Here is a 22505-nt window from a genome sequence, read left to right on the forward strand (position 1 = left end):
AACAACATGGATTTGCTACTCGAAGAAACCATCCCCGGCGGCGGCCATGCATCGCTTATCGTCAAGCGCGGCCAGTCGTTGCGTATCACCGACATCCGCGGCGGCGCAAACGTCAGTGTGATGCTGATCAACGCAGGCGAGAAGAGCGAACGGCTCAATCTCCCCGACACGCTGAAGTGCCAGCACACGGCGAAACTCACTGCCGGTCATTGCCTGTACTCCGACATGGGCCGCGTGCTCGCCGCGATCGTCGCGGACACCTGCGGCTGGCACGACAGCATCGGCGGCGTATCGAACGCGCAAGAAGTACACGAACGCTACGGCACGGGCCGCTATCAGGAACTGCGCAACGCGTTCTATCGCAATGGCACCGACAACCTGCTCGTCGAGATGGGCAAATGGGGGCTTGGCATATCGGATCTGCTGATGACGCTCAACCTGTTTAGCCGCGTTCAAGTCGCCGACACCGGCGAGTTGAGTTTCGTGCCCGGCAATTCAAAGGCCGGCGACTACGTCGACCTGTATGCGCCGATGAACACGCTCGTGGTACTCACCGCGATCCAGCATCCGCTTGATCCGAATCCTGAATACGCGCCCAAGCCGGTCAAGCTGGCATTGAGCCACGCGCAGCGCGACGTTGCCGACGTTTGCCTAACCTCGTGCGAGGAAAACGTGCGCGGTTTTATCAACACCGATCGTCTCTTTCTTTGAGCGGAGCCCGACACGATGACAACGACGCTTACCGTCAGCGATAAACGCCCCGAACACGCGATCTTTCGCGAGACACTCGCGGCCGGTGAACCGTGGCTGCACGAACTGAAATTCGGGCAGACGCTGCGCATTCTCGACCTGGAAGGCAATCAGGCCGTAGATACGCTGTTCTACAGCCTCGTAGACACGCGGGAGCGGTTCGACCCGCAACGCACATTGCGCCGCCAGAAAAGCCTGTATCTGACGACGGGCACCGTGCTGTATTCGAACCTCGGCAATCCGATGCTGACGATCGTCGCCGATACCTGCGGACGTCACGATACGCTCGGCGGCGCTTGCGCGCAGGAGAGCAACACCGTGCGCTACGCGCTGGAAAAGCGCTACATGCATAGCTGCCGCGACAACTACCTGCGTGCGTGTGCGCACGACGGACGTCTGTCCAAGCAGGATATTGGCGCGAACATCAACTTCTTCATGAACGTGCCGGTAACGCCCGAAGGAGGACTGACATTCGAAGATGGCATCTCGGCGGCGGGCAAGTATGTCGAATTGCGCGCGGAAATGGATGTGATCGTGCTGATCTCCAACTGCCCCCAGTTGAACAATCCGTGCAACGCCTATAACCCGACACCCGCGGAGCTGCTGATATGGAACTGAAGCGTATCCGCGACTGGTTTTACTTCGTCATGCTGGTTCGCTCCGGACGAATCTGCATCCGCACACACGAAGAATTGACCCACGCGGATCGCTGACACGGACCTCTGCCGCGGACGACCGCGGCATGCAATTCCCACGTGGCGGGACGACCCGCCCATGAATCCAGTCCCCTCTCATGTTCGAGAAAATCCTGATCGCCAATCGCGGCGCTATCGCGTGCCGCATCCTTAGAACGCTGCGTGAACTCGATGTGACCGGTGTTGCCGTCTATGCGGAAGCGGATCGCGCGAGCCTTCATGTGAGCGAGGCGCCCATCGCGCACGGTCTCGGCGAAGGTCCGGCCTCTGCCACCTACCTCGACACGGAAAAGATCCTCGAGATCGCCCACCGGGAAAACGTCCAGGCCATCCATCCGGGCTACGGGTTCCTCTCGGAGAACGCGGCTTTCGGCGAAGCGTGCGAAGCGGCGGGCATCGCGTTCATCGGTCCGACGCCCGCGCAATTGCGCGCTTTTGGCCTGAAGCACACGGCCCGTGAAATTGCGGCGCGCGAGGGCGTGCCGATGCTCACGGGCACGGGCTTGCTCGACGACCTCCCCGCAGCGCTCGATGCGGCGTCGTCGATCGGCTATCCGGTGATGCTGAAGAGCACGGCGGGCGGCGGCGGGATCGGCATGCGGGTGTGCTGGAACACTGAGGAGCTGAGCGCGCATTTCGAGGTGGTCAAGCGCCTCGGCCAGAACAACTTTAGCGATGCGGGCGTGTTCCTCGAAAAGTACATCGAGCGGGCGCGGCATCTGGAGGTGCAGGTCTTCGGCGACGGCCGCGGCGATGCGATCGCTCTCGGCGTGCGCGACTGCTCAGTGCAGCGGCGCAACCAGAAGGTGCTCGAAGAGACACCCGCACCCAATCTGCCGGACGGCATCCCGGCCGCCCTGTGCGACGCCGCGGTGAAGCTCGTGAAGGCGGTGAATTACCGCTCGGTCGGCACGGTGGAATTCGTCTACGATACCGCCGCGCAGCAGTTTTATTTCCTCGAGGTGAATACACGTCTTCAGGTCGAGCATGGTGTCACCGAGCAGGTCTGGGGCGTGGACCTGGTGCGCTGGATGATCGAACTGGCGGCGGGCACGCTCGCACCGTTGCAGGAACTCGCGGCGCAGCTCGAGCCTCAGGGGCACGCGATTCAGGCTCGCCTCTATGCCGAAGACCCAGGGCGCGATTTCAAGCCGAGCCCAGGCTTGCTGACCGATGTCGCGTTTGCGCACGCGGACGGCCGTGCGCTGCGCATCGATACGTGGATCGAAGCGGGCAGCGAAGTGCCGCCTTATTTCGACCCGATGCTGGCGAAGCTAATCGCATGGTCGCCGACACGTGACGCGGCGCGTCGGGCGCTCACCAATGCGTTGCAGGACACTCGCATCTATGGCGTGGAGACAAACCGCGACTACCTGTGCCAGGTGCTCGGCGATCACCCGTTTGCTTCAGGGGAGCCATGGACGCGCTGCCTCGAAGGTCTCAAGTATCGCGCAGGCACGGTCGAAGTCGTCAGCGGCGGTACCCTGACCACCGTGCAGGACTACCCTGGGCGCCTGGGCTACTGGGCGGTCGGCATACCGCCGTCCGGTCCAATGGACGACCGCGCGCTGCGTCTCGGCAACCGGCTTCTCGGTAGCGGTGCGGACGCTGCCGCGCTCGAATTGACGATGAGCGGCCCGACCTTGCGCTTTAACGCGGACGCCGTCGTCGCCGTGACGGGTGCGACACTGCCCGTGCTTCTCGACGGTATCGAACAGCCGTTGAACACGGCCCTCTTTGTCGCCGCCGGTTCGACACTTGCGCTCGGCACGATTCGCGGTGCCGGCGCGCGTGCCTACCTGTGTGTGCGCGGTGGCTTCGACGTGGCGTTGTATCTCGGCAGCCGCAGCACATTTACGCTTGGCCAGTTCGGCGGACATGGAGGGCGGGCACTGCGTGCGGGCGACGTGTTACATCTTCATCCGCTGGAAGACAGGCGTGTGGGTGCCATGATCGCCAACGTTCCCGCGCTGGAGAGCGTGCGTACGCTGCGTGTGATCTATGGGCCGCACGGCGCGCCGGAATACTTCAGCCCGCGCTATATCGAGCAGTTCTTCGACACCGAATGGGAGATCCATTTCAATTCGAGCCGCACCGGCGTGCGTCTGATCGGACCAAAACCGGAGTGGTCACGCGAGGACGGCGGCGAGGCCGGTCTGCATCCGTCGAACATTCACGACAACCCGTACGCGGTTGGTGCGGTTGACTTCACCGGCGACATGCCTGTCATACTTGGCCCCGATGGTCCGAGCCTTGGCGGCTTCGTTTGCCCAGTGACGGTCATCGAAGCGGATCTCTGGCAAATCGGGCAGTTGAAGGCCGGTGACAAGGTGCGATTCGTGCCGGTGCGGATCGATGAGGCGCGTGATGCGGCGCGCCAGCGTCTGCGTGAATTGCAGACGCTCGAATTCGAGGGGAGACCGGCATTGCCGAAGGCCGCGGCGCTCACCTCGCCAATCGTCCTCGATACCGGCACGGATCGTGAACGGCTCGTTGCGCGTGTGTCCGGCGACACGCATCTGCTGCTCGAAATCGGTCCTACGGAACTCGATCTGGTATTGCGTTTCCGCGGGCATGCGCTGATGCAGACGCTCGAAGCGATGGCGCTGCCCGGCGTGATCGACTTGACACCCGGCATCCGCTCGTTGCAGATCCACTATCAACCTGAAAGCCTGACGCTTCCGCAGTTGCTCGAGATAGTCGGGAGAGCATGGCAGGACGTTCTGCTGCAGAAGGATCTGCGCGCGCCCTCGCGGATCGTGCATCTGCCGCTGTCGTGGGACGATCCCGCGTGCCGGCTCGCGATCGACAAATACATGACCACGGTGCGCAAGGATGCGCCGTGGTGTCCGAGCAATCTCGAGTTTATCCGCCGCATCAACGACCTCGATTCGATCGACGCCGTCAAACAGATCGTGTTCGATGCCAGCTATCTCGTGATGGGGCTTGGCGATGTGTATCTCGGCGCGCCGGTCGCCACGCCGCTCGATCCGCGCCATCGGCTGGTGACGACCAAATACAATCCGGCCCGCACGTGGACGGCGGAGAACTCGGTCGGCATCGGCGGAGCGTATCTGTGCGTGTATGGGATGGAGGGGCCGGGTGGCTATCAATTCGTCGGCCGCACGCTGCAGATGTGGAACCGCTATCGCGAGGTCGCGGATTTTGCGGGGCGGCCATACCTGTTGCGCTTCTTCGATCAGATCCGCTTCTACGAAGTCCCCGCCGCCGAACTGCTGCGCATCCGTGCAAACTTTCCGCTCGGACGCTATCCGTTGAAGATCGAGGAGACCGAGTTGTCGCTGGCGGACTACGAGGCGTTTCTCACGCGCGAATCCGCCGGCATCCGGCAATTCCGCGCACGCCAGCAAGCCGCGTTTCAGGCCGAACGCGAGCGTTGGCGCGAAGCGGGTACGGCAGCGGAAAGCTTCGATGCGCCGCCCGCGGAGTGCACGGAACTTGCGCCGCTGAAAGACGGCGACGTAGCGGTAGACAGCGAGATTGCCGGCAGCCTCTGGCAAGTACGGGTGGCGTCTGGCGACACGGTCGCGGAGGGCGACGTACTGCTTATCATCGAGTCGATGAAAATGGAGATCTCCGTGTGCGCGCCGTGTGCGGGAACCGTCGGTGAAATTTACGTGGCGCCGGGTTCTCCCGTGCTCGCGGGGCAGCGTGTTGCCGTCATCGAACGTCTTTGATTGTCGAGGAAAGAACCCCATGTATTCATTCGATCTGCGCCTGCCGACGCTGCGCGCCGCTTACCGTGCCGGGGCGCTTACGCCGCGCAAGCTGATTGGCGAGTTGTTGGCGAAAGCCGCCGCACTGAATTCCGAGTTTCATCTGTTCATCCACCTTTTGAGCGAAACGGAACTTGCGCCGTATCTGGACTGGCTGGAAACACAGGATATCGAAGCACTGCCGCTCTACGGCATTCCGTTCGCGATCAAGGACAACATCGATCTGGCCGCTATTCCGACGACAGCTGCCTGTCCCGCGTTCGCCTATACGCCCACAGAGTCCGCGACGCTCGTCGCGCAGTTGATCGCGCTAGGCGCCGTGCCGCTCGGCAAGACCAATCTCGACCAGTTCGCCACTGGGCTGAACGGCACGCGTTCGCCGTACGGCAAGTGCCGCAACAGCGCGCATCCCGAGTATCCGTCGGGTGGCTCGAGTGCGGGGTCGTCGCTGGCCGTCGCGCTGGGTGTCGCGAGCTTTGCGCTGGGCACCGACACTGCGGGCTCCGGGCGCGTGCCGGCGGCGCTAAACAACCTCGTGGGACTCAAGCCGACCAAAGGTCTTCTGTCCACCGCCGGCGTCGTGCCGGCCTGCCGCACGCTCGATTGCGTGACGTACTTCACGGCGACCGCGCGCGAAGCCAGCGAACTGCTGGCGCTCACCGCGCAAGCCGATCCTCGCGATGCATACAGCCGCAAGAACCCGCAATGGAACGACGCACGTGCGTTCGGCACGCTGAGCAAATTCCGGTTCGGCGTGCCGTCGCAACTCGAATTCGCAGGCTGCGCGGAAAGTCCCATGTTGTTTTCGAATGCTCGCGCAATGCTCGAAGCGGCGGGCGGCGAGGCTGTCGAAATCGACTTCGCGCCATTCGTCGAGGCGGCGAAGCTGCTTTACGAAGGCCCTTGGGTCGCGGAGCGCTACAGCGTCGTGGGCGAACTGGTGGAGGCGAACCCGGCGGCCGTGTTGCCGGTCATTCGCGACGTGCTGGCGAAGGCGCCGGGCGCTACCGCCGTCGAACTCTTTCGCGCGCAATACCGCCTGCAGGCATTGAAGGCCACCTGCGACGCTGTGCTCGAATCGCTCGACTTCGTTCTCACGCCGACTTATCCGCGTCCCGTCACGCTCGCGGAGCTGGAGCGCGACCCCATTGGGCCGAACTCGTTGCTCGGCTACTACACCAACTTCATGAATCTGCTCGACTATGCAGCGGTTGCAACGCCGACCGCGTTCATGACGAATGGCTTGCCGTGGGGCGTGACCGTGTTTGGCCGCGCATTCACGGATCAGTATCTGCTGAGCGTAGCGGACGCGTTGCAACGGATGAGCGGAATCGAATGTGTCGGAGGCAGCAGGCTGGACGCGGGCGGCTCACCTTCGGCAGCTCATGATCGCGTACGCATCGCGGTATGCGGCGCGCACATGCAAGGTTTACTGCTCAATCGCGACCTGGTTTGCCGCGGCGCGCGTCTCGTAGAGGCGACGCAAACTGCGCTGCACTATCGCTTGTCTGCGCTGGCAGCTGCACCGGACGGCACGAGGCGGCCCGGCATGTGGCGGGTGTCCGGCGGCGGCACGGCGATCGCAGTCGAGGTCTGGGAGATGCCCAGTCTGGAACTGGGCTCGTTCATCACAACCGTTCCCTCGCCGCTAGCGCTGGGGAAGGTCCAACTGGCGAACGGCACGTGGGTGACCGGCTTTGTTTGCGAGCCGTATGGTCTGGAGGCCGGGACCGACATCACGAGGTTTGGCGGCTGGCGAGCATGGCTCGCTAGTGAGCACAATTGACGCGCACGTTGGCCAGATGCGCGAGCATGTGCAAGCGGCTTCCATGGCGTTCAAGAAGGCCCTGACATTGACACGGCCGTTGTGGTCTGGAAGCGTTCGGCGCGCGGCGTGTAGTTCGTAGAACTGTCGCCGGGCATGCGCGCAGCAGGCTGCTTCGGCTACCTGCACGGTTTCGTAAATCGCCAGGTATCCGCCGTAGGCATCGGCCTGCAGCTACCGTCGCCCGTACAACATGCAACACAGCTACGCGACGGCGAAGCTGATGGCGGGCATGACGCCGGCGTTCTGTGCAAGGCAATTCGGGCACAGCGTGGAGATGTTCCTCAACACGTGCTCGAAATGGATCGATGGGGGCAGAATGGCCTGGGAAATGGCACGGCTGGAAGCTTCGCTTACTTCCCCACAACGCCCCCCATAGAAGGGGAAACGCCGACAAGTCTATGATTTAGTGGGGACTTTTTGGTGGGCCGGGTGGGAGTCGAACCCACGGTGTCCTTTCGGAGGCGGATTATGAGTCCTCGCGAGAATACAAAAAAATCAATGGGTTACGCCACTTTCATTTCCTCAATCAGGCTGGTTTCACGCCTCGGAAAGCCTTGCAATTCAAGGAACGCGTATCGATTTGCGGAAATGCCATGACCCCACGCCGCAGCTTGCCCGGATAGCGCTCCGTCCGTCACATCCCGTCTCGCTGACGCCGTTCGAGATGCCCATGCGGGCATATCAATGGTGAGCGAGGAAACGGTAAGCATCCAATCTGCACCGTCGCGAATTACGTTGACGCGCGAGAGGATCGGCTGCATACAGAGCGGACCGCGACGAATTGCGGTCCGTGCTTACCACGCATTGCACGAATCTGCTGCTGTTTCCGATTCCTGGGTGGCCGGATGATGGGTGCATTCCAAACCAACAGGAGCAGCGCCATGGAATTCCTCCGACTCGTCCGCATCGTTCTTTCCAGCTTCTTCGGCGTGCGCAAGAGTGCGTCGCATGAGGCGGACTTCGCCAACGTGAACTTTGTCCTGCTGCCGTTCGTGGCCGTGTTCATGGCTGTAGTCATCGGCGCGATCATATTCGGCTTTGTGCACCTGGTCGCGGACTCGACGAGCGCAATGCAGGGCTTCTGATTCGCGGTTCGCTGCATTGGCCGTGCAACCCGGCTGCTATTGGTGTGTATGGCTTAAGAGCAACGGGCTCATCACGGTCGCACTGAACATAAATCAGATTGATGTGTGTACTGCCGGGTCATCGAGAATCTCGGCAAGGGCGCATATGGCCCCATCAATCTTGACGCTCCAGGGATGCCCAAAGTTGATCCGGACGCAATTCTGAAATGCGCGCCTGGCGGAAAAGATCGGACCGGGCGCGATGCTGATGCCACGGCCGATCGCGAGCCGGTGCAGCGCCATTGCATCGACCGCGTCCGGCAACTGCAGCCATAGGAAGTAACCGCCCGAGGGCGTCACCCATCGGACCTCACGCGGCAGGTAACGCCGCAAAGCCGCCTCCATGGCTGCACGTTGCGTCTGCATCGCAGCGTGCAGCTTGCGCAGATGGCGGTCGAACCCGCCGTGCTCCAGGTAGTCCGCAATGCCCGCCTGCGCAGGGGTGCTGGCCGAGAGCGTCGTCATCAGTTTGAGCCGCTGCACGCGATCCGCGAAGCGTCCAGCGGACACCCAACCGATACGATAACCCGGTGCAAGCGTCTTCGAAAACGAACTGCAGTGCATGACCAGTCCGTTGCTATCGAAGGCTTTCGCAGGTAGTGGCCGATCACGGCTGAAGTGCAGCTCCTGATAAACGTCGTCCTCGATCAGTGGTACGTCGCGCGCTGCAAGCATGTCAACGAGCGACTTCTTTTTTTCGTCGGAAAGGGTGACGCCGGTCGGATTCTGGAAATTGGTCATGAACCAGCATGCGCGAATCGGATGCTTGTCGAGCGCAGCGGCGAGCGCGGCGAGGTCTAGGCCTGTGACCGGATGGACCGGAATCTCGACCGCGCGCAGATCGAGCCGCTCAATGGCCTGCAAGGCCGCGTAGAAGCCCGGCGACTCGACCGCGACGACGTCGCCCGGACGCGTGACGGCCATCAGACACAGATTGAGCGCCTCCAGCGCGCCGTTGGTAACGACGATCTCCTCGGGGGGGATCGACACGCCGGTGGCCACATAGCGCAACGCGATCTGGCGGCGAAGATGGTCGTTGCCGGGCGGCAGATCCACGACCGTGCTCCATGGGCTGAGCGCGCGCGTGCCTTGGGTCAGCGATTTGAGCAGGCGAGCTGAAGGGAACAACAGTGGTGACGGGAACGCCGAGCCGAGCGGCACGATGTCTGGATGCTTCGTGGCATCGAGCACGGAAAACACCAGATCGCTGATGTCGACCTTCGTGGAATCGGCAAGGGGCATGTCCTGATGCGACGGCACCTGTTTGACCGCCGCACCGGGCGTCACGAAGTAGCCCGCGCGCTCTTCGGCGCGGATCAGCCCCCACTCTTCGAGCAGATAGTACGCGCGGAATACCGTCGACTGACTGACACCGCGCTGCGCGATGATCTGCCGGAGCGACGGCAGCCGGGAGCCGATCGGAATCTGCCCAGACCGGATGCCATCAGCGATGGAGTTGGCGAGAACCTCGTAGCGTTTCATGATGGGTTTTGTTCGAATGTTTATCCCATGTTAGGTCGCCGTCGCCGGACGTCGTGCAATGTTCTGTCGCATATGACGACCCGGCGAAGCTGTCAAAACGCTGTCAGTGGTAATGCAATTCGGCGTGGTCTGTTTTTCCCCGAAACACGCGATATCCGAGCAAAGTGTACGCGAGAGAGCCGCTGGTGAAGTTGCGATCATGCGCGTTGACTGCCTTGAACTTGCTGCCGTCAATGGCCACGCTCGCCTGAGCAAGCAGATCCAACCGGCGGCACAGCACCACAAACTGCCGGCAAACGTTGCGTATGGGCTGGCCGTTATCTCGTCTGAAGTCGGCACAATCTTGAAGTCAGGCGCCAGGCGTCCTGTCAGCCACATCAGTTCGATGTTGCGCTGACATTCCCGCTCAACGTGAAACGCAGCAACGCGGCAACGCGGGTCGTAGCAGTTCTCCTTGTCTCGATACTATACCGGTGGACTACTGATCGCCCTTCCCGGGCTTATCACCGGTGGCATAAGTCTGCGCATCGAATCGTCCAGAGTTCCTTACCGCGAAGGAACCTCTTCGGCCACCCCTTCCTCCTCGTCCGCCTGGTCGTCCGGTATGACAGCCGGCGCGGCGTCGTTCAGAAGCAGCGTCTCCGCGTCGGGAGCCTGCTCGTAGACGGCCACGCCCATGTCATTGAAGGTGCTGACAATGGTTTCGATGGCAGCGGTTTGCGCGAAGTTGTCCGGCAGGTGATCGTTGATTTCCGCGTGGGTCAGGAAACCGCGCTCCTTGCCCAACTGAATCAGGGCGCGCATCTGGCGCTGCCGTTCTTCATCCTGCAGTGCCGTCGATGCGGCGTCCATCAGCACGACGCCGGCCGCGGCGTTGCCCTTCGATGCGCGACGGGCCGGGGACTTGCGCGCGGATGCGGTCGTGTCTGGCCCTGAAGCGTCCCGATCAAAACTTGCCATACGTCCTCCTCAACAGGTTTGCGCGGCGATGGCGAGACAAGGCCACAGGCATGGCGGCCTGCGCGCCACGAACAGGATCACGGCTTGGGGCGCAGACGACTTGCAAGGATCGCAACGAGCAAAGAACGCGGCCCGCTCACACGGGCGGCCCGGTTCGAAACTGCGCACAAAACGCGCGACTTTTGATGCCAACAGAAATTGCTGCGTTGCACCAATGATCCGCCGCCTGTCCGCATTCCGCTCGATGACAGCGCCTTGTCGTGAGCCCTGAACAACCAGTTGACACCGTATCCGCTCCGGATCGGAACTCGCCGGTCGCAATCCGGCATGAAAATTGTGCTTGCTGCTTTGCACAAATTCGCCATACTGTTCAGCTACAGAACGAAGCGCGGTACGCAAAGCGCCCGGACGGCAGCATGGTGGAGACGGTTGCGGCCGCTGCCCGCTCGTCGATGGCGAGCTGTGTAGGCAGTGTGCCCGAAGAAGCGATGAACCTTGGTCGCTGAACCCCGGAGGCGGACGACATGCTGACTTTGGCCGAATTGCAAAGCACGCTGCAAATCGAGTACGAACTGCAGCTCGAAGCGATGGACGAGCAGGCGTTGCGTGCGCTGCTCGCGGATCCGATTGCACTGAACCCACTGGTGCCGGCATATATGAGCTTTGCGGAGGGGCGCCGGATAGCGGAAGCCACGCTTGAACAACTGCTCGCGCGCAAGCCGCCGAGCGGCGAACCAGTCATTCCGCATAAGGCCGAGCCCCTGTGGGCGCAGTGGTTCAAACCGTTCTGGACGCCGCTGCTCTTCGGGGGGCGCAAGGGCGAGTGAGGGCGCTCGCGCCGACGCAATCAATGGGCTAACGCGCTAACAGGCGCCGTTGCCGGCCGATCCGTTCTCGCACGCCGCGAACCGATAGCGCCCGAGATGATCGATGCCCGATTCCGATAGCCACACCTCGGCAAGCCGCCCCATCAGTCAACACTCAGATCTACTGCACTGGTCCCCCAACATTTATGGATCTCATCGAGCGCCAGGCGCGCGACTGGGTGTATCCGGCAAATATCCAAAAAATCGTCCTAGGTGTCAGAAAAAATTCATAGTCGCGTCTTTTCTAATACGCGCTCTGATGCTGATCTGTGTTTCGTATTGCAGGTACACGATGACAAAGATCCGCATGCGAAAGAAGGCAAGGTCCAGTGCCATCCAGTCCGCGTCAATTTGTGCAAGACCCCGTGACTCAAGTCGTCAGGTCCCTCTGCCCGCCAGGATCAGCAATCACCACGTCAAAATTTTCAGAATCTCGTGTATTTAGAAGGTCGAACAGATTTGCGATGCAAAGGCTGCCCGTCGGATAAGGATGCGCTGGAATCATCTCATCGCGCACGAAAGGTGCGCTTCGCCGCGCTCACCACACTCGCAGATCACGTTTTGCTCCCTTGACCGGGATCGATGTTACTCAGCGCACTTCTGTCGAAGTCACGTATGTTATTGGTGCCGGACAGACGTGAGCTGGTGCTGATGAATCTCGGTAGAATGACCAGGACACGCGTCGCGTGTGTCGAAAGTCAGTCACGTTGATCCGATGCTTCTCATCTGGCAAGAATAGGCGACCGGGGTGGTTTGCATGCCCTCACCGGATCCTGTTAAACGCCTGTCTACGCTTCAACAATGGTCACGTCATAGTCTTCATCGACGAAAGCGACAAGAAACTCTTCAGGCATCAGCCACGAATCAACGCTTACCGTCTTCGTATCAATATCAACGTTGACCTTCGCGTCGACGTCGACGGTCTTCATCGCATGTTCAATAGTTAAAATATCGTCAGAGCGAATTTCATCTTTCACTGCGAATTTCACTTGTCACTTCTCCAGTAGATAACGGTTGAATATCGGCTTCAACGCCGATCGGGCCGACGGCTCCGATATAGGCAAATGTAGGCGCATTGACTCAGGTTTCGAATACCCGCACTGGACAAACAGTCTTGCGCAGCGAGAACAAATCGAAAATCAGGCTGCAGGGCTTGCTGGGCCGCCTTGTGCAGCGGTCGTAGGTGGATCGGGGCCAGGAAAAGCGCGAGACCGGAAGGATGACCGCTCATTCTCACGACGTCGTGCCTGGAGCGTGGCTTCCTGGTGGGAAACGAATTCGTGATTTCATTCCAGTCAAAGACGACTGACCGCGAAGCGTTACTCACATCGGAGCAGATGTACTACGCTGTCTCGGGGCTATGGTCGAGCGGACCGACACAGAACCGCGTCATCCTCAGCCAGCGCCCTGGGTACGGCCTCGCGCAAGAAATCCATGAGGTCCGCTCGGAATCGACTACTTTCACATAGATACATCCCGTTAGGGAATTCGTTGACGCGGTACCTCGCCAACCTCTCTCGCTGTATGTTCGCAGACTCTGATGCACCGCGTTAACCTGGACTCTGCAACCAGAATGTTTGTGCGTCGAACACATTCACCCGGCCTACGGTGATCCTGGACCCGCCGTTCGAATGACGGGTTTGTGGGAGGGGCGAGCGGCTACAATTGGCCCGTCCGCCGCCTTTCGTGGCGTCAGCTCCTTTCTCATACCCGGACCCAGATGACTGACGTGCCCGCGCGTTCGGCAACAGTGACATATTCAATGTGCGACCGGCAACACCTTGCCTGGTAAGGCTTGACGGCGATCCGGTCGCCCGACGCGCTCGCGCGATTACTGGCCGCCCTCCGTGCGAATCGTCAAATGGTTGTCGACGGAAGTGACGCCCGCAACGCCCTTCGCGACGGTCGCTGCGTGATCAATCTGCGACGCGTCAGGCACGGTGCCTGCCAGCGACACAGCGCCGTTACGCGCGCGCACCGTCACATTGGCAACATCGATCCCCCCAGCCTTCGCGAGCGCGGCACGCACTTTCTTGCCCAAAGCGCGGTTTTCCGCCTTGACCGACTTCGCGGTCGGTGCGGCGGGCGCCATTGCGCCGGCTTCGCTGGACTGCGCATAGGCGTTGACTGAAGCCAGGACAATCAGCGCGCAGCTCGCTAACTTGATTGTTTTGATTGCGTCCATAAACGATCTCCTATGACGGCCTCTAATAAAGCCACTACTCCACATCGGTGCTGCCGGGTTTCCCGACATTCTGAGGAACTGTTCTGCGGTCGAAGCGATATGTTGGGCAGACTACGGGGATAGGGAGAAGCTCCTGGCAATCCTCACCGGTGTGCTGAACAATACGATACCTTGAAACGTGCGGCTGTGCACGGCAGCCCTAAGCGGGTTACCTCGACGTCCTGGCGAGGAAACTGGCTATGCGTTCTCGATCCGATGCACGTTGCCATGCCTGACTACGACATCATTTGTGCAGTTCGTTGCGGCTCGTAAATGATCGGGATGAGACGGACGCATTTGCGTGAACCACTGCGCGATCGAGTGCGTATCGTCAATCGCGGTCGTCAGCCTCTCGCTAACATGGCTCAGCGGCCCCCCGTCGCCGACTTAACGGGTCGCGCAAGCAGGTCCATTGAATGACATCGGCAGAGTCATGAGACCAGGGTCATGAGGTTAGTCCTTGTCCCGGGTTTCGATCAGTACCGCACAACGCGACCGCTCGATGACTTCTCCGCAGGTCGACGGGTTGGCCCAGCGGCGTAGCCGTGACAAATGGTGATGTCCCATCACAATGACCTCCGCAGTTAGCAGCCGGGCCTGTTCGATGACGACGTCGGCCGGAGGATTTCCCGCGCAGAGGTGCTGTTCCACCTTGAGATTCCGGTCGGCAAGCTGTGCGGCTGCGGCAGCCAGGACGGATTGTGCGAAAGATGTCTGCGCGTGTGCGGGCGGATAGGTTAGGCCATCGGGCGCGACACCGCTTTCGTCACCGGGAGGCAAAAAGTAGGATGGGTCGACAACGCATAGAAGGTGTACGGTTGCCGTACCTGGCGCCGCCACGCGGCTGGCCAGGTCGATGACGTGGACACTCTGGGGTGAGCCGTCCAGCGGAACGAGGAGGATATTGAACATGGTTGGAGATCCCCTTCGAAGATCGGATTGACATGCAGGCTGTCATCGTCGCCAGGAAGCGTGTCGGGCCGGTAGTTGCCGGGATCCTCAAACTGGTTCAGCCAACGGTAGAACTCTTGCACGACGCCGGTCGTCCCGAGGCGCGCCCCCACGACAAGCGCGGCCACCTGCGACTGCCCACCAAGCGCGTCATGCCACGCTTTGCGCAGCACGGAAAGCTTGTCCTCCCAGCCCACGAGCTCCATAAAAGGCTCTCGGTATCTGGCGAAAACGCAATATGTACATTGCAGAATGTGCAAGTGCCCTGTCAAGTACACGATCGAGTGAATCGGAAAAACTATGCATGTCGCCGGTTGAATTGAGCATTGGCTGAAACGCACGTGCCCGGGCAACGAGGACTACCAGGGTGTCACACTAGACCGTCTATCGCAGCACGTCGTCCGCTACGAGTTGCGCAGCGGTCCTGTTGTCAAACACCGGAAGCGGGTCGCCCCGGTACCGCCGATGAACCTTCGCCCGCAACAGTGCGCGTTGACTGATTGTTGGCAATCTGGGAGGCTGTGCCGAATGGCTGAATGTGGCGGTGATTCTGCTCGCTTCCCAGGCCCTTGGTGCAAAGACCCTTGGACAAGCGAGACAGGCGTGCGAAAGCAGGCGACTGGGCAAACGCCTGGTCTCCTCTGTGCAATGGATGGGGTTGCCATGCGCCCAGGGACCCGGCTCTGGCAAGCTGTCCATGTACCGCCTAACCGACCACCCGCCACCCGGGCAGCCTGACAAAAGCCCCGTCGTCGGGTCTGTGCTGACCTGCCATCACCCATTGGCAGGTTTTTGCTAACAGTGAATTTGAAAATTAGGTATTTACCCTGATTCCCGCTCTCTCTAGACTGTATTCAACGGCTGCAGACAAACGTGTTTGTAGCTCCGCAGAAAACAATCTGGAGGTAGTCATCATGAACTCGCTCATCAAAGCTGTTGCTGTTGCCCTCGTTATCGCCGCTCCGGTCGCTTCGTTCGCGCAGTCGAACCAACCCGTGACCCGTGCACAGGTACGTGCCGAACTCGTGCAACTGGAAAAGGCCGGTTATAACCCGTCTGCAAGTGACAACACAACCTACCCGGTGCAGCTTCAGGCTGCAGAGGCTCGCGTAGCTGCGCAAAACGGCACGGCGCAGGCTGCAACCAGTGACGTCGGTGGGGTCGCCAACGGCGCTTCACAGTCGGGTCGCCCTGAAGTCGCTGCGGGCGCGAAGTCGATTTACTTCGGTCGCTAAACCGTCAGGCTGGCGGTCCACCCGGCCTCGATGCATTGCAATGCGGACGCGCTGAACGCCGGCGCGCCGGCTCTTATCAAACTGCGTTGCCATCGGGATCACATCAACTGGCGGGCAGGTGTCACATCCGTCTTTCCGCCCCTCGGACTCTGACGGCTAGATCTGACCAGGCAGTTGTTGCTGTTGCCGCAACGCAGTGTAGAAATGGTCAAGGTCTGGCATTGCGGTATCGACGTTCTGTCTCCGGCGGTAGGCAACCATGATGTTTGTCACAGCCTTCCAGGAATAGAGCCAACCATGGTCGAGACGATTGTCGGTGTCGCTATAGGACTCCCGGTTCTGGTCGTTGCCGTTGTTTTTGCTGCCGGACTCTATCGACAGGAACATCTGCGCAATCGCGCGATCAGGTCGATAAGCGATCGTTTGTACGATCTCGCTCGATCCAGGGATTGAAGATGCGTCGGGTGGCCGTTGGCAAGTCCGCGCGACGTGCCCCGCCAAAGCCCTGCGGCCTGATCGCGCGGACTCTCTTCGCACCTGGCTATGTCATGGGATCGATCGGAGAGGGAGGCGTACCTTGTGCCTCTATCGCGTTGTCCGCCTGCAAACACAAATCTTCCCAGTGAGCGGCGACGATCTGTACGCCGACCGGGACTGAACCAACAAGGTTCGTAGAAACAGTCAATCCCGGCAATCCCATGGCCGGCAGTGCTCTCAACGTGAGTTGCGCTTCCCACACACGCTGGAAAGCCGCGTCGCCCTGCAAGTCAAGCCCGTCAGGGAAAGGCAGTTCAGCCGAAACCCGCAGCAACAGCACCGGATACCAGGCGAGGAATAGACGCCATTGACGCGTCAAGGTTGAAGGGCGTCTTTCGGCGTTCCTCTGTCGGCAAACGGAATTCGTTGGACTAGCGCACAGCTACCTAGACTCGAAAGCACAGAATTGACTGGACTGCCGGGAAAGCGCGGAAATCGAAGGACTGCCGCGCGGCGCAGTTGGCTCCCGGCAACGTGCCGATGAGGCTTTGTTCAGAGAGGGCGAGGGGGGCTTGACGACCGAGGCCGCGTGAAAACGCAAAAGCACTCAGTTTTCGGGTGTCGCTTTACTCTTCCCGAGTTGCCGCCAGGCCAATATGGCGCGATCTGAAGGGGCGAATTTTTAGAACGCCGCATCCAGCGCGCGTTTTCACACGGCGACCGTGAGCCGCCGTTCGGACTTTTGCCACAGCACCGACCGCTTCCGAAGTACAACGACCGTTCTTTCTTCTGTTTCGTGAGTCGGTCGGCCATTGCGGACAAGCTCGCCTGACGCATGGTTGACTGAAGGGAACAATTGAATTGCCACGGGCGATGATGTTTTCGCGTCAAAACTCGCCCAGAATTGAATACACCCCCGACGGCCCGCAAACAACCCTTGACGGACGAACGTCGCCTCGACCAAAGGACGGTTGCTCCCGAGGTTCAACGGACATTTGATCCGCCAATTCGGCTGCTCGAGCTTTTTCGAAAGTAGTCTTTTTGAACGGATGCCTTCGACAAGTTACGGATTCGAAAGTAACTTCCTGGGGCGATGTTCTATACCCTGGTTAAACGCCAACGGAGCAGGAAAATGGGCAAGTTCAGCGATTACGAGTACAGGAACCTACCCGGGTTCGATATGAAGACCTTCGAGGGAGCGAACCAGGCTATCCCGATGAAGACACTTGTGATCCACTGCCTTGACCCTCGGGCGGTCGAAATCCCACGGGCCGTCGCCGACTATTTTGGCGACGAGGTCTACCCGGGAGAAATCATCATCGACGAAAATGGCACTCGAGTTGGATCCACGCGAACACTGTTTGCCGCGACCAACGCGGGTGGACGCGCCACCTTCGCTCTAGCGTCCGTGGCGGCGATGGATTATCTATTTGATGTCAAAAGAGTCGTTGTAGTTCACCACTCGTTCTGCGGTACGACGACCCTGACGCCGGAGCTGATGATCGAGGAGTTTCATGATCATCATCACGCTGATATCTCGACGTTGTTTGATCGCGATAGCCTCGCCATCATGGATTTCGAGGAGTCGCTCAACTATGATATCAAGTTGCTTCGTTCGAGCCCGGCAGTGCCGAAGCACGTCAAGCTCTACGGCTTCTTCTACGAAATCAGTTCCGGCAAGTTGACCGAAGTGGTGCGGGACATTCCTGCATAGATCGCGGTGTGAACGAGTAAATGCGGCGGTGCGACGGGTCCTCGACGAAGCGGCCCTGTGCTTTCGGATCGACTGCGATCGCGCGGGTACATTCGTTGTACTGGCCATCTTTATTCTTATCATCGGCCCTCCCGGGGTTTTGCACAAGTTGACGCGGACTGGATGGCACTGAAGGGTAGCACCGGACGCGGCCAGTCACGTCGCAACGAATTCGGTTTTTCCGTTCATGCAACAACGAATCCCATTTTCGACCGCCGCTGCGCTCGACATGATGCGGCGCGGAGCCTACGCTGCGTGAGATGGATACATGGCGCCGGCGGCACCGCATCCCTCAATAGGAGCAACTGTATGAGCGACGCAAATCAAGGTGACACGCGCGTGCGCGAGCTAGGTCATTTCATCGACGGTCAACGCGTCGATGGCGTGAGCGGGCGGTTCGGCGACGTATTCGATCCGGTGCAAGGCCGGGTCGCGGCCCGCGTGCCATTCGCAAACGCGGCTGACGTTGCCGTCGCTGTCGCGGCTGCGAAAGCCGCGTTCCCGGCCTGGAGCGAGACCGCGCCGCTGAAGCGCGCGCGTCTGCTGTTCAGGTTCAAGCAGTTGCTTGACGAGCATCAGGACGAACTTGCCGAGCTCGTTGCGCGCGACCACGGCAAGTTGTTTTCGGACGCGAAGGGCGAGGTGCTGCGCGGTATCGAAGTCGTCGAATTCGCGTGCGGCATTCCGAACCTGCTTAAGACCGATTTCACCGATCAGATCGGCGGCGACATCGACAGCTGGAATTTGCGTCAGCCGCTCGGCGTGGCCGCGGGCGTCACGCCCTTCAATTTCCCGATGATGGTGCCGTGCTGGATGTTCGTGATGGCGGCCGCATGCGGTAACACGTTCGTGCTCAAGCCCTCTGAGCGCACACCGTCGCCATCGATCCGGTTGGCCGAACTGTTCATCGAGGCGGGCGTGCCCAAAGGTGTGTTCAATGTCGTGCATGGCAACAAGGACGCCGTGGATGCGCTGATCGAGCACCCCGATGTGGCCGCGATATCTGTCGTCGCTTCGACGCCGACGGCCGAATACATCTATGGCGAAGGCGCAAAGCGTGGCAAGCGCGTGCAGGCGCTGGGCAGCGCAAAGAACCATGCGATCGTCATGCCTGATGCCAACCTCGATCAAACCATCGATGCGTTGATTGGCTCGGCGTATGGCTCGGCAGGCGAGCGCTGCATGGCGACCTCAGTCGTGGTGGCGGTAGGACGTACTGGCGACGAGGTGGTCGAGCGTCTCATACCGCGCGTGCGCTCGCTCAGGATCGGTGGCAGCCTGGAGCCCGATCTGGACATGGGGCCGCTCGTCACTGCTGCGCATCGCGCCAAGGTGTTTGGCTATATCGATGCGGGTGTCGCAGCAGGTGCCCGGCTCGTCGTCGATGGTCGCGGGCATACCGTGTCCGGTCACGAGGAGGGTTTCTTTCTCGGCGGCTCGCTCTTTGACAATGTGAAGCCTGAGATGAGCATCTATCGGGAAGAGATTTTCGGGCCGGTGCTTTCGGTTGTTCGCGTGCCTGACCTTGCAAGTGCGATTGCACTCGTCAACGCGCACGAACTGGGGAACTGTGTATCGCTATTCACAACCGATGGCGGTTCGGCGCGCGTATTCTCCCGGCAGATTCGCGTGGGCATGGTGGGCATCAATGTGGCGGCGCCCGCGCCGTCGGCGTGGCATTCGTTCGGGGGCTGGAAGCGATCGCTGTTCGGCGATCATCACCAGTACGGCCAGGAAGCCGTGCGCTTTTTCACGCGCTACAAGAGCGTCATGCAGCGGTGGCCCGACAGCATCGCCAAAGGTGCGGAGTTCACGATGCCCGTGGCCGGGGCCTGATGGTTGCTGCGAGCACGCCGGTTGCGTGCTCGCCAACCGATGAAGGCGCGCCGCCATTCCCTTGCTTCAAGCGCCTGGAGTGGATCTGCACGGCGGCACCACGTGCTCCCGAAGGCATTGCAAAACTGGGTCATGAAATGCCCGGTAGATCACAAATGCCATCCACAGCGCCAGCACGCCGAAGCTCCACCATTGCAGAAATATTCCCCATCCCCAAATGAGCGTCCCAAACGCCGAAAGCGTTAGCCCGCGCTTGGCATCCAGGATGTCGCTCAAAACTTTACCAGGCTTGAATCCGGCGTCCTCCTTTGTGTCGGCGACAACCAGATCCGTCACGGTGTGTTCAATATAGCGGCGCGATGCTATCAAAAGGCCGATGATTGTTATTATCGATCCGGACCGTTCAAACAGATGCCAATTTGATGAGGTCTGCGCAAGGTAAGCGCATATGATCGCCGGACAAACTGTCAGCAAAATTATTGCGAGGCTGCGGACAATGAAGTCCCATGGCATCCGCGAGGTTCCCTGGTGAGTGTCGCACTTCGCGCAGGTCAAGGGCGCCTGCGCGCGCGGGTTGGTCGGCGGATTCATGTTGCGGCCTTTAGTCTGAAATCGAACTTCCTGCCAGTCATCGACATTTATCTGACATGTCTGATAATTGGGTTAAAAAAACCCCGCTTCCACCATTGAGCAGTTTGCAAGGGAGGCTGCTCAAGGGCCCGAAGTCAGACTTCAGTTCGTAGCGGGTGTGGCTACTATCTCCGCGCAGGCGACCAAGGTCCACACTGCCGTGGTTACAACACTTGTGACGGTCAGGAACAGTGCCTAACCTCAACTACGTGGCCACTTTTTCGTGCCTCCTGCATCAAGCTTCAGATGCCTGTGTTTGTTCCGATCACTACACTCTCGAATCGAATGTAGCCAAAGGGGACCGCTTGCGCCCGATCGGTCCCTTTCAAGCGGCGATTTTTTGTTCCACTCCAAGGGGCAAGACAGGCGTGTCACGATCAGATTGCAGCACGAAGCCAGGCCGGCGATGCACGTCATGCGTCACGAAACCCTCTTCGCGGCTCGGCACATCGAACCACTCCCGATGGGCAAACGAATCGCGGATGTCTTCGAGACCGCTTTCCCAATGCTCGTGCATCGTGTCGATGCTGAACTCGAAATCCTTGTAATGCCCTTCATACGGCTTGTTCTTGTAGATTAAGTGCACCACATTGATCGCGCTGCCGTCGGCCGCTTCTTCAGCGAGACGGAAAAGCGGATCGGTCCTGCGCAGATCGGGCGGAACATGCGCGAGCAGCTCATTGATGAACCGCGCATGTTTCTGACGATCCGCCAGCAAGCTGGTAATCGCCCGTGTGCGGCTTGAGTACTGGATGTCTTTGACACGTCCCGACACATCGAGGAAGTCCCCCGGCGCACGGCCTCTCGCGCTCCACAGGTCGACCTGAAACACTAGTGCATCCTTGTGCTCGGTGTCGCGAAGCACCTCGGTCAGCGGCGTATTGGAAACGAGGCCGCCGTCCCAGTAGTACTCGCCGTCGATCTCAACCGCCGGAAAGCCCGGCGGCAAGGCACCCGACGCCATGAAATGCTCCGGTTTCAGGCGCATTTTCGTGTTGTCGAAGTACACCAGATTGCCGGTCCGTACGTTCACCGCGCCTACGGAAACACGGATGTCCCCATCGTTGATCCGATCGAAATCGGCGAACTTCAACAGCGTTTGCTTCAGTACGGCCGTCTCGTAGTAACTGACCAGGTTGGGAGTTTGCTTGCCGAAACCTGCCATCGGCAAGGGAAAACGCGGCGAGAAAAAGCCCGGCTGGCCCTCAGTCAACGCGCGGCCGGCTGCCCAAAAGCTTGCCCACTTGCGTGACAGGTCGTGCATTCCAGGGCCCGGAAGCGTCCATGCACCCAGACCACCCACCCAGTCGCGCGGATGGCAGATCGAATTCCAGAATCCGCGTAACGCTTCCACGCGTTTCTCCGGCGCATTGCCGGCAATGATCGCCGTGTTCAGCGCGCCGATCGAAACGCCGGCGATCCAGTTCGGGTGCAATCCGGCCTCGGCCAGGCCCTCGTAGACGCCTGCCTGGTAAGACCCGAGCGCACCACCGCCCTGAAGCACCAGGGCAGTTTCGTCGTAGCGTGGCAGCACGAATGCATCCGGCTGCAGGTTAGTTTTGTTTGTGCTGTTACGCATATTTGACTCCTTATTGCATCGCCCAGCCGTGGCTGAGGATTACAGACTGGCCGGTAAAGTATTCCCGATTGATCAAGCGGTACGGCGGGCGGGGATAGGCTTGATTGTGAACACGCATTGCAAAGGCGTCGTCGCGGATCGAAGTGAGGTTCATATGGTTTCCTTTACAAGCATCGGCGCATGTCGCGTTGATCGAATAGTAGAGGCAATGTGCACGCGGCAGCAGGTGTTATTCCTCAACACACTGTTAGTCTTACTGTGTCACATAATTAGTTGCGCAGTTTGTTGCCGTACAGGAAGAGTGCCATCGTTGCATGAGCCGTTGTCCAAGCAGGATACGCAACGTTGTAATGGAATCAGGAACGTGGCGTTGTGCGC

At 60.2% G+C, this 22505-nt stretch carries 17 protein-coding genes and 5 pseudogenes; 10 read left to right on the forward strand and 12 right to left on the reverse strand.

The window, feature by feature from the left end:
* Positions 1 to 6 precede the first annotated feature (6 nt).
* The 4 genes from A6V37_RS03485 (at position 7) to atzF (ending at position 6968) form a co-directional block, all read left to right on the forward strand.
* Positions 7 to 711, forward strand: a complete 705-nt coding sequence (locus A6V37_RS03485) for an urea amidolyase associated protein UAAP1 (RefSeq protein WP_064266234.1) — start codon at positions 7 to 9, stop codon at positions 709 to 711.
* A gap of 15 nt (positions 712 to 726) precedes the next feature.
* Positions 727 to 1368 carry an urea amidolyase associated protein UAAP2 gene (locus A6V37_RS03490; protein WP_064266204.1) on the forward strand — a complete coding sequence of 214 codons (642 nt, stop codon included), beginning with the start codon at positions 727 to 729 and terminating at the stop codon, positions 1366 to 1368.
* Positions 1369 to 1543: 175 nt separating this feature from the next.
* Positions 1544 to 5143 (forward strand): urea carboxylase, encoded by a 3600-nt coding sequence (gene uca, locus A6V37_RS03495; protein ID WP_064266205.1) that lies wholly within the window; start codon positions 1544 to 1546, stop codon positions 5141 to 5143.
* A 19-nt stretch (positions 5144 to 5162) separates the two neighbouring features.
* Positions 5163 to 6968, forward strand: coding sequence for an allophanate hydrolase (gene atzF, locus A6V37_RS03500; protein WP_064266206.1), 1806 nt, complete (start codon positions 5163 to 5165; stop codon positions 6966 to 6968).
* 93 nt (positions 6969 to 7061) lie between these two features.
* On the opposite strand, the pseudogene A6V37_RS40425 reads toward atzF, so the two are convergent.
* Positions 7062 to 7181: pseudogene (locus A6V37_RS40425) on the reverse strand (IS66 family transposase); the annotation flags it as partial.
* Position 7182: 1 nt separating this feature from the next.
* On the opposite strand from A6V37_RS40425, the pseudogene A6V37_RS43090 reads away from it, so the two are divergent.
* Positions 7183 to 7386 (forward strand): annotated as a pseudogene (locus A6V37_RS43090) (integrase); the annotation flags it as partial.
* A gap of 505 nt (positions 7387 to 7891) precedes the next feature.
* On the forward strand, positions 7892 to 8095 hold the full coding sequence (locus tag A6V37_RS03505) for a DUF2970 domain-containing protein (RefSeq protein WP_064266207.1): 204 nt from the start codon (positions 7892 to 7894) through the stop codon (positions 8093 to 8095).
* A 93-nt stretch (positions 8096 to 8188) separates the two neighbouring features.
* On the opposite strand, the gene A6V37_RS03510 is transcribed toward A6V37_RS03505, so the two are convergent.
* The 3 genes and pseudogenes from A6V37_RS03510 to A6V37_RS03520 all read right to left on the reverse strand — a co-directional run.
* Entirely contained in the window at positions 8189 to 9616 is a 1428-nt protein-coding gene (locus A6V37_RS03510) for an aminotransferase-like domain-containing protein (RefSeq protein WP_064266208.1), read from the reverse strand.
* A gap of 172 nt (positions 9617 to 9788) precedes the next feature.
* Positions 9789 to 10027 (reverse strand): annotated as a pseudogene (locus A6V37_RS39855) (transposase); the annotation flags it as partial.
* A gap of 156 nt (positions 10028 to 10183) precedes the next feature.
* Positions 10184 to 10576 (reverse strand): annotated as a pseudogene (locus A6V37_RS03520) (RNA polymerase sigma factor region1.1 domain-containing protein); the annotation flags it as partial.
* 524 nt (positions 10577 to 11100) lie between these two features.
* Here A6V37_RS03520 and A6V37_RS03525 point away from each other — a divergent pair.
* Positions 11101 to 11403 carry a hypothetical protein gene (locus tag A6V37_RS03525; RefSeq protein ID WP_064266211.1) on the forward strand — a complete coding sequence of 101 codons (303 nt, stop codon included), beginning with the start codon at positions 11101 to 11103 and terminating at the stop codon, positions 11401 to 11403.
* An 827-nt stretch (positions 11404 to 12230) separates the two neighbouring features.
* On the opposite strand, the gene A6V37_RS03530 is transcribed toward A6V37_RS03525, so the two are convergent.
* The 3 genes from A6V37_RS03530 to A6V37_RS38745 form a co-directional block, all read right to left on the reverse strand.
* The gene (locus tag A6V37_RS03530; protein WP_064266212.1) at positions 12231 to 12431 is read right to left on the reverse strand and encodes a hypothetical protein; all 201 of its coding nucleotides are present in this window, start codon (positions 12429 to 12431) and stop codon (positions 12231 to 12233) included.
* An 842-nt stretch (positions 12432 to 13273) separates the two neighbouring features.
* Positions 13274 to 13627 (reverse strand): BON domain-containing protein, encoded by a 354-nt coding sequence (locus tag A6V37_RS03540; RefSeq protein ID WP_064266214.1) that lies wholly within the window; start codon positions 13625 to 13627, stop codon positions 13274 to 13276.
* Positions 13628 to 14119: 492 nt separating this feature from the next.
* Entirely contained in the window at positions 14120 to 14578 is a 459-nt protein-coding gene (locus tag A6V37_RS38745; protein ID WP_075643405.1) for a universal stress protein, read from the reverse strand.
* A 953-nt stretch (positions 14579 to 15531) separates the two neighbouring features.
* Between A6V37_RS38745 and A6V37_RS03550 the strand changes: the two genes are divergently transcribed.
* Entirely contained in the window at positions 15532 to 15852 is a 321-nt protein-coding gene (locus A6V37_RS03550; RefSeq protein WP_064266216.1) for a DUF4148 domain-containing protein, read from the forward strand.
* A gap of 156 nt (positions 15853 to 16008) precedes the next feature.
* Here A6V37_RS03550 and A6V37_RS03555 read toward each other — a convergent pair whose 3' ends face one another.
* Together A6V37_RS03555 and A6V37_RS03560 are read right to left on the reverse strand one after the other, a co-directional pair.
* On the reverse strand, positions 16009 to 16239 hold the full coding sequence (locus tag A6V37_RS03555; RefSeq protein ID WP_064266217.1) for a hypothetical protein: 231 nt from the start codon (positions 16237 to 16239) through the stop codon (positions 16009 to 16011).
* Positions 16240 to 16393: 154 nt separating this feature from the next.
* Positions 16394 to 16720, reverse strand: a pseudogene (locus A6V37_RS03560) (amidase); the annotation flags it as partial.
* Positions 16721 to 17461: 741 nt separating this feature from the next.
* On the opposite strand from A6V37_RS03560, the gene A6V37_RS03565 reads away from it, so the two are divergent.
* Both A6V37_RS03565 and A6V37_RS03570 read left to right on the forward strand, forming a co-directional pair.
* Positions 17462 to 18043, forward strand: coding sequence for a carbonic anhydrase (locus A6V37_RS03565; protein WP_064266219.1), 582 nt, complete (start codon positions 17462 to 17464; stop codon positions 18041 to 18043).
* 348 nt (positions 18044 to 18391) lie between these two features.
* On the forward strand, positions 18392 to 19918 hold the full coding sequence (locus A6V37_RS03570) for a CoA-acylating methylmalonate-semialdehyde dehydrogenase (protein WP_064266220.1): 1527 nt from the start codon (positions 18392 to 18394) through the stop codon (positions 19916 to 19918).
* Between the two features lie 66 nt (positions 19919 to 19984).
* Here the strand turns inward: A6V37_RS03570 and A6V37_RS03575 are convergent, their stop codons facing one another.
* The 3 genes from A6V37_RS03575 to A6V37_RS40440 all read right to left on the reverse strand — a co-directional run bounded on the left by A6V37_RS03575 (position 19985) and on the right by A6V37_RS40440 (position 22281).
* Positions 19985 to 20509, reverse strand: a complete 525-nt coding sequence (locus A6V37_RS03575) for a hypothetical protein (protein ID WP_064266221.1) — start codon at positions 20507 to 20509, stop codon at positions 19985 to 19987.
* Between the two features lie 364 nt (positions 20510 to 20873).
* The gene (locus tag A6V37_RS03580; protein ID WP_064266222.1) at positions 20874 to 22127 is read right to left on the reverse strand and encodes a DUF3734 domain-containing protein; all 1254 of its coding nucleotides are present in this window, start codon (positions 22125 to 22127) and stop codon (positions 20874 to 20876) included.
* Between the two features lie 10 nt (positions 22128 to 22137).
* Entirely contained in the window at positions 22138 to 22281 is a 144-nt protein-coding gene (locus tag A6V37_RS40440; protein WP_242665744.1) for a hypothetical protein, read from the reverse strand.
* Positions 22282 to 22505 lie beyond the last annotated feature (224 nt).

Origin of the sequence: Paraburkholderia ginsengiterrae (assembly GCF_001645125.1) — a bacterium.
In the GTDB taxonomy this organism is placed as follows: domain Bacteria; phylum Pseudomonadota; class Gammaproteobacteria; order Burkholderiales; family Burkholderiaceae; genus Paraburkholderia; species Paraburkholderia ginsengiterrae.